This is a genomic window from Streptomyces sp. CBMA152, assembly GCF_014596475.1.
Classification (GTDB): Bacteria; Actinomycetota; Actinomycetes; order Streptomycetales; family Streptomycetaceae; genus Streptomyces.
Genome location: NZ_MECJ01000005.1, coordinates 123,609 through 139,643, shown reverse-complemented (window position 1 = coordinate 139,643; position 16,035 = coordinate 123,609). Strand labels below are relative to the sequence as shown.

General features: G+C 71.9%; 2 protein-coding genes. Both read left to right on the top strand.

The genetic code is table 11. The annotated features are described in order from the left end of the window. A partial coding sequence (locus tag BG418_RS05690; RefSeq protein ID WP_188272587.1) for a type I polyketide synthase occupies positions 1-6,107 on the top strand: 6,107 nt, incomplete at its 5' end. Between the two features lie 199 nt (positions 6,108-6,306). Beyond that, positions 6,307-15,939, top strand: coding sequence for a type I polyketide synthase (locus tag BG418_RS05685; RefSeq protein WP_398997685.1), 9,633 nt, complete (start codon positions 6,307-6,309; stop codon positions 15,937-15,939). Positions 15,940-16,035 lie beyond the last annotated feature (96 nt).

The following is a 16,035-nucleotide window of genomic DNA, read 5'->3' as shown; positions in this document are numbered from 1 at the left end:
TGGGCCGTGGTGGTGTGAGTGCGCTGTCGGCCGAGGAGGGTGTGGCGCTGTTTGATGCCGCGTCTGGTTCGGGTCGGGCGTTGTTCGTGCCGGTGCGGTTGGACTTGGTGGGGTTGCGGGCGCAGGCCGCTGCGGGTGGTGTGCTGCCGCCGCTGTTGAGCGGGTTGGTGAGGACCACCACCCGACGCACCGCCGGAACAACCGCCGCCGTCGGCACGACACCTGCGGAGCACCTGGCCGGTCTCCCCGCCGCGGAGCGGACCGCGTACGTCCTCCAGTTGGTCCGTACGCAGGTCGCCACCGTCCTCGGATACTCCGGGCCCGACGCGGTCGCGGCGGACATCTCGTTCCGGGAGCTGGGCTTCGACTCGCTCACCGCCGTCGAGCTGCGCAATCTGCTCGGTGCGGCGACCGGGCTGCGGCTGCCCGCCACGCTCGTCTTCGACTATCCGACGTCGGTGGTCCTGGCCGACCACCTGCGGGACGAACTCCTCGGTGCCGTGCCCGCGGTGGCCGCCCCGGTCGCCGTCGCGGTACGGGACGACGAACCGATCGCGATCGTGGGCCTGGGCTGCCGCTACCCCGGCGGCGTGGAGAGCCCCGAGGACCTGTGGCGACTCGTCATGGAGGGCCGCGACGCCATCTCGGAGTTCCCCGAGGACCGCGGCTGGGACGTGGACTCGCTGTTCGACGCGGACCCCGACCAGCAGGGCACGAGCTACGCCCGCGAAGGCGGATTCGTCCGCGACGCAGGCCACTTCGACCCGGCGTTCTTCGGGATCTCGCCGCGTGAGGCCGTCGCGATGGACCCGCAGCAGCGGCTGCTCCTGGAGACCTCGTGGGAGGCGTTCGAGCGGGCCGGGATCGACCCGGCGACGATGCGCGGCAGCCGTACGGGCGTCTTCGCGGGTGTCATGTACCACGACTACGCCTCACGCCTCACCGCGCTCCCCGAGGGCGTGGAGGGCTTCCTCGGCACCGGCAACGCGGCCAGTGTCATCTCCGGCCGCCTCTCGTACGCCTTCGGGCTCGAAGGCCCGGCCGTCACGGTCGACACCGCCTGCTCGTCGTCGCTGGTCGCCCTGCACCTCGCGGTGCAGGCGCTGCGCAACGGTGAGTGCTCGCTCGCCCTCGCGGGCGGTGTGACGGTCATGGCGACCCCGGCGGCGTTCGTGGAGTTCAGTCGCCAGCGCGGCCTCGCGGCCGACGGCCGCTGCAAGGCGTTCTCCGCCGACGCGGACGGTACGGGCTGGTCCGAGGGCGCGGGCGTGCTGCTCGTGGAACGCCTGTCGGATGCGCGGGCGAAGGGCCACCCGGTGTTGGCGATCGTCCGGGGCTCGGCCGTCAATCAGGATGGTGCGAGCAATGGTCTTACGGCTCCGAACGGTCCGTCTCAGCAGCGGGTGATTCGTCAGGCGTTGGCGAGTGCGGGTCTTTCGGCTGCTGATGTGGATGTGGTGGAGGCGCACGGTACGGGTACGACGTTGGGTGACCCGATCGAGGCGCAGGCGTTGTTGGCGACGTATGGCCGGGAGCATTCGGATGAGAGTCCGTTGTGGTTGGGTTCGGTGAAGTCGAACTTCGGTCATACGCAGGCGGCGGCGGGTGTCGCGGGCATCATCAAGATGGTCATGGCCATGCGCCACGGCGTGCTGCCGCAGACGTTGCACGCGGGTGTGCCGACTCCGCATGTCGACTGGTCGGCGGGTGCGGTCTCGCTTCTCGACGAGTCCATGCCGTGGCCGGAGACGGGTCGTCCGCGTCGTGCGGGTGTGTCGTCCTTCGGATTCAGCGGTACCAACGCGCACACGATCATCGAGCAGGCCCCCGACGCGGTGGAGCCCGCCCTCGGGCAGGAGCCCGCACGGGCCCCGGGCAGCCTGCCGTGGTTGCTCTCCGGCAAGACCGCCGAGGCCCTGCGCGAGCAGGCCGCGCGGCTGCGGAAGCACGTGGCCGACCGCCCGGAACTCGCGCTCGCCGACATCGGCTACTCCCTGGCCACGAGCAGGACGGCACTCGCCCGGCGGGCAGCTGTCGTCGCCACCGACCGCGAGGAATTCCTCACGGCGCTCACGGCGCTGACCGACGGCGGCCTGGCGACGGGCCTGGTGGAGGACGAGGTGAGCGCTGGGAAGCTGGCGTTCCTGTTCACGGGTCAGGGGAGTCAGCGGCTGGGGATGGGGCGTGAGCTGTATGACGCGTATCCCGTGTTTGCGGAGGCGTTGGATGCGGTCGCCGCTCACCTTGAAGTCCCGTTGAAGGATGTGCTGTTCGGGGACGATGCGGGTCTGGTGGACCGTACGGAGTTCACGCAGCCTGCGTTGTTTGCGGTTGAGGTGGCGTTGTTCCGGCTGGTGGAGTCGTGGGGTGTGAAGCCCGACTTCCTGGCGGGTCACTCCATTGGCGAGATTGCCGCCGCGCATGTGGCGGGTGTGTTCTCGCTGGAGGACGCCTGTGAACTGGTCGCTGCCCGGGGAAGGTTGATGCAGGCGCTGCCGACGGGCGGCGTGATGATCGCGGTGCAGGCGTCGGAGGACGAGGTGCTTCCGTACCTCACCGACCGGGTTAGCATCGCGGCCATCAACGGTCCGCAGTCGGTGGTCATCGCGGGTGACGAGGACGCGGCGCTTGAGATCGTCGCGCAGTTCCCGGACCGTAAGTCGAAGCAGTTGACGGTCAGTCACGCGTTCCACTCGCCGCACATGGATGGCATGTTGGATGCGTTCCGCGAGGTAGTCGCGGGGCTGTCGTACGAGTCCCCGCGTATCCCGGTTGTCTCCAACCTGACCGGTGCCCTTGTCTCCGACGAGATGGCGTCCCCCGACTTCTGGGTACGCCATGTCCGTGAGGCGGTTCGTTTCCTCGACGGCATCCGCGCCCTCGAAGCGGCCGGTGTCACCACCTACCTCGAACTCGGTCCCGACGGAGTTCTCTCCGCCATGGCCCAGGAGTGCCTGACCGGCGAAGGTGCCGCGTTCCTGCCTGTCCTGCGGGCCGGGCGCGACGAGGCCGAGACGGTCACCACGGCCCTCGCCCAGGCGCACCTGCGGGGTGTCACCGTGGACTGGGAGGCGTTCTTCGCGGGGACCGGCGCCCGACGCGTCGACCTGCCCACGTACGCCTTCCAGCGCCAGCGCTACTGGCTGGAGGCGCCCGCCCACGCGCTGAGCGGGGACGTGGCGTCCGCCGGTCTCGGCGCCGCCGGGCATCCGCTGCTGGGAGCGGCGGTCGAACTGCCCGACTCGGACGGCTTCCTGTTCACCGGGCGGCTGTCGCTGCGCACGCACCCCTGGCTGGCCGATCACACCGTGGCGGGCACGGTCCTGCTGCCGGGCGCCGCACTGGTCGAACTGGCCGTGCGCGCCGGTGACCACGCGGGCTGCGACCTGCTGGAGGACCTCACGCTGGAGGCACCGCTGGTGCTGCCCGCCACGGGCGGGGTACAGCTGCGGCTCGCCGTGGCGGAGCCGGACGCGGCGGGACGGCGGATCTTCCACGTCTACTCGCGCCCGGAGGACGCCGCGTCCGAGGAGCCGTGGACCCGGCACGCGAGCGGTGTGCTGGCCGTCGAGGGGCAGGCCGTCACCGAGGCGGAGGCCGAATGGCCCCCGGCCGGGGCCGAGCCCTGCGACATCGAGGACCTGTATCCGTCGTTCGACGCGATCGGGCTGGGCTACGGCCCGGCGTTCCGCAACCTGCGGCTCGCCTGGCGGCGCGGCGACGAGGTGTTCGCCGAGGTCGCCCTGGCCGAGGACCGCCTGTCGGAGGGCTCCCTGTACGGGCTCCACCCGGCGCTGCTCGACGCCGCCCTGCACGCGGTCGGCCTCGGGGAGTTCTTCCCCGGCGCCGAGGAGGGCGCCCGGCTGCCGTTCTCGTGGGACGGCGTGCGGCTGCACGCCGTGGGCGCCCGCGCGCTGCGGGTGCGGATGGCCCCGGCCGGCCGGGACGCGGTCGCGCTGAGCCTCGCGGACGAGTCGGGACAGCCGGTCCTGACAGTCGACTCGCTCGTTCTGCGCCCGCTCGCCGTCGACGCGCTCGGCGCCGGTGGACCGGGAGCGACGCGCGATGCGCTGTTCCGGGTCGACTGGCCCGTACTGGCCCTGCCTGACGCCGAGTTGCCCGCCGACGGACGCTGGGCCCTGCTGGGCGGTGACCCGCTGAAGCTGGGTGCCGCACTGGAGCGGACCGGGGTCCTGACGCCGGGTGCCGCCTTCGGCGCGGACGCGGACGACCCGGCGGAAGGCGGCGGCCTCCACCCCGACCTGCCGGCCCTCGCTGAAGCGGTCGATCTGGCCGACGCGCTGGGGGAGAGCGCACCGGAGGTGGTGCTCCTCCCGTTGGCCTGCGACCTCGGCACGGCGGGCGGCCTCGCGTCGGCCGCGCGCACCGCCACCGCGGAAGCGCTGGAGCTGATCCGGTCCTGGCTGGCGGACGAACGGTTCGCCGCTTCCCGGCTGGTGATCGTCACCCGCGGCGCCGTCGACACGGACGACGCCGAGGGCGTGGCGGACCTGGCCCACGCGGCCGTATGGGGCCTGGTGCGCTCCGCGCAGGCCGAGCACCCGGACCGCCTGGTCCTGGTCGACCTCGACGACGAGGACGCCTCGTACCGGGCGCTGCCCGCGGCGCTCGACACCGACGAGACCCAGTTCGCGGTGCGCGGCGGAACCGTACGGGCCCCGCGCCTGGCGCGGGCCGCCCTCCGGGAGAGCGCCGACGGACCCGCCGCGCTGGACCCCGAGGGCACCGTCCTCGTCACCGGCGCCGGCGGCACCCTGGGCGGACTCTTCGCCCGGCACCTGGTCACCGCGTACGGCGTGCGGCATCTGCTGCTCGCCGGCCGTCGCGGAGCCGCCGCGGACGGAGCCGTACAACTGGCCGACGAGCTGGGCGCCCTGGGTGCCGAGGTGACGTGGGCGGCGTGCGACGTGGCCGACCGGGACGCCCTCGCCGGGCTCCTGGAGTCCGTACCCGACGCGCATCCGCTGACCGCCGTCGTGCACACCGCCGGTGTGCTGGACGACGGCACGGTGGAGTCGCTGACCGCCGAGCGGGTGGAGCGGGTGCTGCGGCCCAAGGTCGACGCGGCGTGGAACCTGCACGAACTGACCCGCGGCCTGGACCTGGCGGCCTTCGTGCTGTTCTCCTCCGCCGCCGGCGTGTTCGGCAACGCGGGACAGGCCAACTACGCGGCGGGCAACACGTTCCTCGACGCCCTCGCCCAGCACCGGCACGCGGCGGGCCTGCCCGCCGTGTCGCTGGCCTGGGGCCTGTGGGACGACGAGGCGGGCATGGCCGCGACCCTCGACGACAACGACCGGCGGCGTCTGAGCCGGGGCAGCATGAACCCGCTCTCCGCGGCCGAGGGGCTCGCGCTCTTCGACGCGGCGCTGACGGAGCCGGCTTCCCCGGACGTCATGGCCGCCGGTACGGAGACGGAACGGGCCGCGGCCGTACTGGTGCCCGCCCGGCTCGACCTGGCCGTGCTGCGCGCCCAAGTCGGCGACGCCGTACCGCCGTTGCTGCGCGGACTGCTCCGTACCCCGGTACGGCGCAGGGCCGGCGGCCAGGCGGCGGGCACCGCCACGGACTCGCTCGCACAGCGGCTCGCCGAGCTGCCGGCCGCCGAACGGGACCGGGTGCTCCTGGACCTGGTCTGCACCCACGTGGCGCAGGTCCTCGGTCACAGCGGGGCCGGGGCCATCGAACCCGGCAGTGCCTTCAAGGAGTTGGGCTTCGACTCGCTGACCGCGGTCGAGCTGCGCAACCGGCTCGGCGCCGCCACCGGCCTGCGGCTGCCCGCCACGCTGATCTTCGACTATCCGACCCCCGAGGCGCTGAGCGGATATCTGCGCTCCGCGCTGCCCCTCGACGACGGGCCGTCCGTCTTCGGTGAACTCGACCGGCTGGAGGCGTCCTTGGCCGCGGCGGACGCGGACAGCGTCACACGCTCGCGGATCACGATGCGCCTCCAGGCACTCATGGCCAAGTGGAACGACGCCCAGGAAACGGGTGGCGCCACCGATGACGGGGACGACGGCGACCTCGAATCGGTGACGGACGACGAGCTCTTCGATCTGCTCGACGACGAGCTCGGGGCGTCCTGAGCCGTCCGGAACGCAGCCCGGGGCGCGCCCTTCGCAGGGCGCGCCCCACCTCGACAACCGGACCCCGGCCCCTGCCCAGGCAGTGACCGGCCGGGGCCCCGCGACACGACAACAGGCCACGGGACCCGCACAGCGGGCCCCGGCCACTTTGACGACCGACCGGCACAACCGCCCCTGAGGCATGGAGCTCACGCAAATGGTGAACGAGGACAAGCTTCGCGACTACCTCAAGCGGGCGACCGCCGATCTGCGCCAGGCCCGCAAGCGGCTGCGCGAGGTCGAGGAGAAGAGCCAGGAGCCCATCGCCATCGTTGCGATGAGCTGCCGCTACCCCGGCGGGGTGCGGACCCCCGAAGACCTGTGGCGGCTCGTCGAGAACGGCGACGACGCCGTCTCCGGCTTCCCAGTCGACCGGGGCTGGGACGTGGAGTCGCTCTACGACGCCGACCCCGACAGCCCCGGGTCCAGCTACGTCAGCGAGGGCGCGTTCCTCTACGACGCCGCCCGCTTCGACCCCGCCCCCTTCGGGATCTCGCCGCGTGAGGCGCTGGCGATGGACCCGCAGCAGCGGCTGCTCCTTGAGGCCTCCTGGGAGGCGTTCGAGCGGGCGGGCATCGACCCGTCGTCCGTACGCGGCAGCCGCACGGCCGTCTTCGCCGGTGTGATGTACCACGACTACACCGCGCGCCTCGACTCGGTGCCCGAGGGCGTCGAGGGCTTCCTCGGCACCGGCAGCTCCGGCAGCATCGCCTCGGGCCGTGTCGCCTACACCTTCGGTCTCGAAGGCCCGGCGGTCACTGTCGACACCGCGTGCTCGTCCTCCCTGGTCACCCTGCACCTCGCGGTCCAGGCCCTGCGCGCCGGCGAGTGCTCGCTGGCCCTGGCCGGTGGTGTCACCGTGATGGCGACCCCCGCGACCTTCACCGAGTTCAGCCGCCAGCGCGGCCTGGCCGCCGACGGCCGCTGCAAGCCCTTCGCGGCCGCCGCCGACGGTACGGGCTGGGGCGAGGGCGTCGGCATGCTCCTCGTCGAGCGGCTCTCCGACGCGCAGCGCAACGGTCACCCCGTCCTCGCGATCGTGCGCGGCTCGGCCATCAACCAGGACGGCGCCAGCAACGGCCTCACCGCCCCCAACGGCCCGTCCCAGCAGCGCGTCATCCACCAGGCCCTGACCAACGCCCGCCTGTCGGCGGTGGACGTCGACGTCGTGGAGGCGCACGGTACGGGCACGACGCTCGGCGACCCGATCGAGGCCCAGGCCCTCCTGGCGACGTATGGCCAGGACCGCCCGGCCGACCAGCCGCTGCTGCTCGGCTCGATCAAGTCGAACATCGGTCACACCCAGGCCGCCGCCGGTGTCGCGGGCATCATCAAGATGGTCGAGGCGATGCGGCACGGCGTCGTACCGAAGACGCTCCACCTCGACGAGCCCACCCCGCACGTCGACTGGGAGGCGGGCGCCGTCTCCCTCATCGGGGAAAAGATGCCGTGGCCCGAGGTGGGTCGTGTGCGTCGTGCGGGTGTGTCGTCGTTCGGGTTCAGTGGGACGAATGCGCATGTGATTGTGGAGCAGGCGCCGGTGGTGGAGGCTGTGGAGGCCGGTGAGGTTGCGGAGGTGGCTCCCGGCGCTGTTGGGGCCGTGGTTCCGTGGGTGTTGTCGGGTAAGAGTGCGGGGGCGTTGCGGGCGCAGGCGGAGCGGTTGTCGGGGTGGCTGGCGGGCGCTGGTGATGTGCGTGCGCTGGATGTGGGTTGGTCGTTGGCGTCGTCGCGCTCTGCTCTGGATCACCGTGCGGTGGTTTTGGGTGATCACGTGGCGGGTGTGGAGGCGGTGGCCTCGGGCGGCCTGGCTGCGGGTGTGGTGAGCGGTTCGGTGGTCGGGGGCAAGACCGTTTTCGTGTTCCCGGGTCAGGGGTCGCAGTGGGTGGGTATGGCGCAGGCGTTGTTGGCTTCTTCGCCGGTGTTTGCTGCGCGGGTGGATGAGTGTGGGAAGGCGCTTGAGCCGTTTACGGGCTGGTCGCTGCGTGATGTGTTGTGCGGCGTCGAAGGCGCTGCGTCGTTGGAGCGCGTCGATGTGGTGCAGCCTGCCCTGTTCGCGGTGATGGTGTCGTTGGCTGAGGTGTGGCGTGCTGCGGGTGTGGTGCCGGGTGCGGTGATCGGGCATTCGCAGGGTGAGATTGCTGCTGCGTGTGTGGCGGGGATCTTGTCGCTGGAGGATGCGGCACGCGTGGTGGCGTTGCGTTCGCAGGCGATCGGGCGGGTGCTGGCGGGTCTCGGCGGGATGATCTCGGTCCCGCTTCCGGCCGCTGACGTACGGGAGCGGATTGCCGGCTGGGATGGCCGGATCTCGGTCGCCGCCGTCAACGGTCCCTCATCAGTGGTGGTGTCCGGTGAGGTGGCCGCGCTTGATGAGTTCTTCGCGGGCTGTGAGAAGGATGGCGTGCGGGCACGGCGGATCGCCGTGGACTACGCCTCGCACTCGGCGCAGGTAGAGCTGCTGCGCGAAGAACTCCTTGACCTCCTCGCTCCGGTGTCCCCGGGTGCGGGTGAGGTGCCGTTCTTGTCGACGGTGACGGGTGAGTGGGTTCAGGGTCCGGAGCTTGATGCGGGGTATTGGTTCCGGAATCTGCGTCAGACGGTGGAGTTGGAGCAGGCCACGCGGACGCTGCTGGAGCAGGGCTTCGGTGTGTTCATCGAGTCGAGTCCGCATCCGGTGCTGACGGTGGGTATCGCGGAGACGGTCGAGGACGCGGGCCGTGAGGCTGCTGTGCTGGGCTCGTTGCGCCGTAATGAGGGTGGCTTGGAGCGTTTTTGGCTGTCGTTGGGTGAGGCGTATGTCCGTGGTGTGAAGGTCGACTGGGACGCGGTGTTCTCCGGGACCGGTGCCCAGCGCGTGGACCTGCCCACCTACGCCTTCCAGCAGGAGCACTACTGGCTCGAAAGCGGCACCGCCAAGGACGCCGCCGCCACCGCGTACCCCGTCGACACCATCGAGGCCCGCTTCTGGGAAGCCGTCGAGCGCCAGGACGTCGCCGCGCTCACCGCCGAACTGGACGTCGACGAGGACGAGACGCTGACCGCGCTGCTGCCCGCGCTCTCCTCCTGGCGTAGGCAGAGCCGCGAGCAGTCCACGGTCGACGGCTGGCGCTACCGCGTCACCTGGAAGCCCGCCCCCGAGCCCACCACCGCTCGCCTGTCGGGCACTTGGCTGGTCGCCGTGCCCGAGGCCCGGACCGGGGCCGCCGCCGAGTGGACCGACGCCGTGCTGCGCACCCTCGGCGAACACGGAGCCGACGTACGGCAGGTCGAGGTCGCCCGCACCGACGACACCCGCGCCGAACTCACCGGCCGGATCAGTGCCGCCCTCGCCGACGGGCCCGCCGTCTCGGGCGTCCTGTCCCTGTTGTCGTCCGCGGGAACCGATGAGCCGTTCGGCGTCACCGCGCCCGCCGGCGTGATCGCCACGCTCTCCCTCGTCCAGGCACTCGGTGACGCCTCCGTCACCGCGCCCCTGTGGTGTGTCACCCGTGGTGCCGTCGCCACCGGCCGCTCCGAGCAGCTGGTGGACCCGGCGCAGGCACCGGTCTGGGGCCTCGGCAGGGTGGCCGCACTGGAGCACGGCGAGCGCTGGGGCGGTCTGATCGACCTGCCCGGCGCGGACACCGTGGACGACCGGGCCCTGGCCCGGCTCGCGGGCGTGCTCGCCGGTGACGCCGCCGAGGACCAGGTGGCGGTCCGCACCTCCGGTCTCTTCGTACGCCGCCTCGTCCGCGCCCGTCTCACCGAGACCCCGGCGGTACGGGAATGGCGTCCCGCCGGTACGACTTTGGTGACTGGTGGTACGGGTGCGCTGGGTGCGCATGTCGCCCGCTGGCTCGCGGAGAACGGTGCCGAGCACCTGCTGCTCACCAGCCGCCGTGGCCCGGACGCTCCCGGTGCCGCGGAGCTGCGCGACGAACTGACCGCGCTTGGCGCTCAGGTCACCATCGCCGCCTGCGACGTCGGCGACCGCGATGCGGTGGCCGGTCTCATCGCGTCCGTACCCGCCGACCGGCCGCTGACCGCCGTCGTGCACACGGCCGCCGTCCTGGACGACGGTGTCATCGAGGCGCTCGCCCCCGAGCAGATCGAGCGGGTGCTCCGGGTGAAGGTCGACGCGACCCTCCACCTGCATGAGCTGACGCGGGAGTTGGACCTGTCCGCGTTCGTCTTCTTCTCGTCCTTCGCCGCCACGTTCGGCGCCCCGGGCCAGGGCAACTACGCGCCCGGCAACGCCTTCCTGGACGCTTTCGCCGAGTACCGCCGCGCCGAAGGGCTGCCCGCCACCTCCCTCGCCTGGGGCCCCTGGGGCGACGGCGGCATGGCCGAAGGCGCGGTGGGCGACCGCATGCGCCGCCACGGCGTCATGGAGATGTCGCCCGAGCGTGCCGTCTCCGCTCTCCAGCACGCGCTGGACCGCGACGAGACCACCCTCACCGTCGCCGACATGGAATGGCGCCGCTTCGTCCTCGCTTTCACCTCCGGTCGCACCCGGCCGCTGCTGCACGACCTGCCCGAGGCACGGGAGGTCATGGAGAGCACCCGTACGGATGCCGCCGAGGAGACGGGCGGCGCCGCCGCGCTCGCCCAGAAGCTCGCCGGACAGCCCGAGCCCGAGCAGGAACGGCTGCTCCTCGACCTGGTCCGTACGGCCGTCGCCTCCGTCCTCGGCTACGCGGGGCCCGACGCGGTCGAACCGGCCCGGGCCTTCAAGGAGTTGGGCTTCGACTCGCTCACCTCGGTCGAACTGCGCAACCGGCTGAACGCGGTCAGCGGCCTCAAGCTGCCGCCCACCCTCGTCTTCGACTACCCGACGCCCACGGTCCTCGCCCGGCACCTGCGCGCGGAGTTCTTCGGCCGGGGTGCGGCGTCCGCCGCCCTCGTGCCCGTCGCCGCGGTCTCCGACGCCGAGCCGATCGCCATCGTCGCGATGAGCTGCCGTTTCCCCGGCGGGGTCCGCAACCCCGAGGAGCTGTGGCAGCTGCTCACCACCGACGGCGACGCGCTGTCGACCTTCCCCCTGGACCGCGGCTGGAACGTCGAGGCGCTGTACGACCCCGACCCCGACGCGCAGGGCACCTCGTACACCCGCGAGGGCGGCTTCCTCTCCGACGTCGCCGCGTTCGACGCCGGGTTCTTCGGGATCTCGCCGCGTGAGGCGATGGCGATGGACCCGCAGCAGCGTCTGCTGTTGGAGACGTCGTGGGAGGCGTTCGAGCGAGCCGGGATCGACCCGTCGGCCCTGCAGGGCAGCCAGTCCGGTGTCTTCGTCGGCACCAACGGCTCCGACTACTCCAACCTCGTACGCGCCGCCACGGACGGCCTCGAAGGCCACCTGGCCACCGGCAGCGCGGGCAGCGTCGTCTCCGGCCGCCTGTCGTACACGTTCGGGCTCGAAGGCCCGGCCGTCACCGTCGACACCGCGTGCTCGTCGTCGCTGGTCGCCCTGCACCTGGCCGTACAGGCCCTGCGCAACGGCGAGTGCTCGCTCGCCCTGGCGGGCGGAGTGACGGTCATGTCGACGCCCGGCACCTTCATCGAGTTCAGCCGCCAGCGCGGACTGTCCACGGACGGGCGCTGCAAGGCGTTCTCCTCGGACGCCGACGGCTTCAGCCCGGCCGAGGGCGTCGGCATGCTGCTCGTCGAGCGGCTCTCCGACGCCCGCAAGAACGGTCACCCCGTCCTCGCGATCGTGCGCGGCTCGGCCGTCAACCAGGACGGTGCGAGCAACGGCCTCACCGCTCCGAACGGCCCGTCCCAGCAGCGCGTCATCCGCCAGGCTCTCGCCAACGCCCGCCTCACCGCGGCCGAGGTGGACGTCGTGGAGGCGCACGGTACGGGTACGACCCTCGGTGACCCGATCGAGGCGCAGGCCCTGCTCGCCACGTACGGCCAGGACCGTCCGGCCGACCGGCCGCTCCTGCTCGGCTCGGTCAAGTCGAACATCGGCCACGCCCAGGCGGCGGCCGGTGTCGCGGGTGTCATGAAGATGGTGCTCGCCATGCAGCACGGCGTCGTGCCGAAGAGCCTGCACATCGACGAGCCCACCCCGCACGTCGACTGGAGCGCGGGCGAGGTCACCCTGCTGACCGAACAGCGGGAGTGGCCGCAGAGCGACAGCCCCTGGCGCGCGGGCGTCTCGTCCTTCGGCTTCAGCGGCACCAACGCGCACGCCATCATCGAGCAGGCACCGGCCGAGCAGGGGTCCGACGACCAGGAGACCCCTGTGTCGCCGGCCGAACCCCTATCGACCGCGATCCTCTCCGGCGCCAGCGCGTCCGACCGTCCCGCCGCCCTGCCCTGGACGCTGACGGCCAAGAGCGAGAAGGCGCTGCGCGGCCAGGCCGAACGCCTGCTTGCCCACCTGGCAAACCGCTCTGACCTGCGGCTTGCCGATGTCGGCCACTCCCTGGCGACCACCCGTTCCGCCCTTGACCGGCGTGCCGTGCTGATCGGCCGGGAGCATGCCGACTTCGTCACCGCACTGACCGCACTGGCGGAAGGGGAGACCTCACCCCTGCTCGTTCAGGGGGAGGCAGTCGGGGGCAAGACCGTTTTCGTGTTCCCCGGTCAGGGGTCGCAATGGGTAGGCATGGCACAGGCGTTGTTGGACGCTTCACCGGTGTTCGCTGCGCGGGTGGATGAGTGTGGGAAGGCGCTGGAGCCGTTTACCGGCTGGTCGCTGCGCGATGTGCTGTGCGGCGTCGAGGGCGCTGCGTCGTTGGAGCGCGTCGACGTGGTGCAGCCTGCCCTGTTCGCCGTGATGGTGTCGTTGGCCGACGTATGGCGTGCTGCGGGTGTGGTGCCGGGTGCGGTGATCGGGCATTCGCAGGGTGAGATTGCTGCTGCGTGTGTGGCGGGGATCTTGTCGCTGGAGGATGCGGCACGCGTGGTGGCGTTGCGTTCGCAGGCGATCGGGCGGGTGCTGGCGGGTCTGGGCGGGATGATCTCGGTGCCGCTTCCGGCTGCTGCGGTGCGGGAGCGGATTGCCGGTTGGGATGGCCGGATTTCGGTCGCCGCCGTGAATGGTCCCTCATCAGTTGTCGTGTCGGGTGAAGTGAAGGCTCTGGATGAGTTCTTCGCCACCTGCGAGAGCGAGGGCGTGCGGGCCCGGCGTATCGCGGTGGACTACGCCTCGCACTCGGCGCAGGTGGAACTGCTGCATGAGGAACTCCTCGAACTGCTCGCTCCGGTGACCCCGGGTGTCGGCGAGGTGCCGTTCTTGTCGACGGTGACCGGTGAGTGGGTCCAGGGCCCGGAACTCGATGCGGGGTATTGGTTCCGGAATCTGCGTCAGACGGTGGAGTTGGAGCAGGCGACCCGGACGCTGCTGGAGCAGGGCTTCGGTGTGTTCATCGAGTCCAGCCCGCATCCGGTGCTGACCGTGGGTATCGCGGAGACGGTTGAGGATGCGGGCCGTGAGGCTGCTGTGCTGGGCTCGTTGCGCCGTAATGAGGGTGGTCTGGAGCGTTTTTGGCTGTCGTTGGGTGAGGCGTATGTCCGTGGTGTGAAGGTCGACTGGGACGCCGTGTTCTCCGGGACCGGTGCCCAGCGTGTGGACCTGCCCACCTATGCCTTCCAGGGTCAGCGGTTCTGGCCGGAGGCCGCGGCGGTGGAGGCTGTGGCGGTGTCGGCCGGGGATGCGGTCGACGCGCGGTTCTGGGAGGCAGTCGAGCGCGAGGACCTTGAGGCGCTGACTGCGGAGCTGGACATCGAGGATGAGCCGCTGGCCGCGCTGCTGCCCGCGTTGTCGTCCTGGCGTAAGCAGAGCCGTGAGCAGTCCGCGGTGGACGGCTGGCGCTACCGGGTCACCTGGAAGCCGTTGGCCGAGGCCACCACCGCCCGTCTGTCGGGCAGTTGGCTGGTTGTCACTCCCGAGGCGCCGACCGGTCCCGCCGCCGAGTGGACCGACGCCGTGCTGCGCACCCTCGGTGAGCGCGGTGCTGACGTTCGTACGATCGTGGTCCGCGCCGACGCTGATCGTGACGTTCTGGCCGCCGTGCTGAAGGCCGAGACGGCCGAGACCGTTCCCGGTGGTGTCCTCTCCCTCCTCGCCCTCGGCGACGAGCCCGCTGCCGCGGAATCCGCGCTGCGCGCCCACGCCGGACTCGGCGGGACCGCCGCGCTCGTCCAGGCACTCGGGGATGTCGACGTCGCCGCACCGCTGTGGTGCGTCACGCGGGGCGCGGTCTCCGTGGCCCGTTCCGAGCGGCTCCAGGACCCGACGCAGGCACTGGTGTGGGGCTTCGGCCGGACCGTCGCACTGGAGTACCCGGACCGCTGGGGCGGCCTGATCGACCTGCCGCAGGACGCGGACGAGCGGGCGCTGACCCGGCTCGTGGGTGTGCTGGCCGGTGACGGGGGAGAGGACCAGGTGGCGCTGCGCGCCTCCGGGCTCTTCGGCCGCCGTCTGACCCATGCGCCCCTCGCCGACGCGCCCGGCACGACCTGGAAGCCGCAGGGTACGACTCTGGTGACCGGTGGTACGGGTGCGCTGGGTGCGCATGTCGCGCGCTGGCTCGCGGAGAACGGTGCCGAGCACCTGCTGCTCACCAGCCGTCGCGGCGCGGATGCGCCCGGTGCCGCCGAACTCCGCGACGAACTGACCGCCTTGGGCGCTCAGGTCACCATCGCCGCCTGCGACGCCGCCGACCGCGACGCCGTGGCCGCACTGCTCGCATCCGTACCCGCCGACCAGCCGCTGACCGCAGTCATCCACACGGCCGGTGTCCTCGACGACGGCGTCATCGACGCGCTCACCCCCGAGCGGTTCGCGACCGTACTCGCCCCCAAGGCGGACGCGGCGCTCACCCTCCACGAGCTGACCCGCGACCTGGACCTGTCCGCGTTCGTCCTCTTCTCCGGCGTCGCCGGCACGCTCGGCGACGCCGGGCAGGGCAACTACGCCGCCGCGAACGCCTACTTGGACGCCCTGGCCGAGCAGCGCAGCGCCGACGGCCTGGCCGCGACCGCCGTGGCCTGGGGCCGCTGGGGCGACAGCGGACTCGCCGCGGGCGGCGCGATCGGGGAGCGGCTCGACCGGGGCGGTGTGCCCGCGATGGCGCCCCGCTCCGCGATCCGCGCCCTCCAGCAGGCCCTCGACCACGCGGAGGCGGCCGTGGCCGTCGCCGACATCCAGTGGGAGCGGTTCACGCCCGGCTACACCGCCGTACGGCCCAGCCCGTTCCTGGCCGACCTGCCCGAGGTGCGGCAGCTGGCCGAGTCCGCCCCGGCGGCCGGCGAAGCGGCCTCAGAGGCCTCCCCGGCCGAGGCGCTGCGCCGCCGGCTCGCGGTCATGCCGCAGGCCGAACAGACCCTGGCCGTGCTCGCGTTGGTCCGCTCGCACGCGGCCACCGCGCTCGGCCACCCGACCACCGACGAGGTGGGCGCCGGCCGCGCCTTCAAGGAGCTCGGCTTCGACTCCCTGATCGCGCTGGAGCTGCGCAACCGGCTCAACGCGGCCACCGGCCTGCGGCTCCCGGCCACCCTCGTCTTCGACCACCCGACCCCGGCGGCCCTGGCCGACTTCCTGCGTGGCGAGATCACCCAGGACGGCAGCGCCGGGGCGGCTCCCGGAATCGCGGAACTCGAAAAGCTGGAGTCCGCGCTGTCCGTGCTCGACCCGGACGGCGAAACCGACGAAACACGTACCGACATCGCGCTGCGTCTGCAGGCCCTCCTGGCGAAGTGGGGTGAACCGCACACCGAATCCAGTGGCGAGGCCGTGACCGAGAAGCTCCAAGAGGCCACGCCCGACGAGCTCTTCGACTTCATCGAGAACGAGCTCGGTATTTAGCACAGCGGACAGCAGGCAGTAGCAGGCGCAAGGTTTGTGACGAGAAGCATGGGTGAGGTTCCAATGGCAGATGCAGATCAGGACAAGATCCTCGGC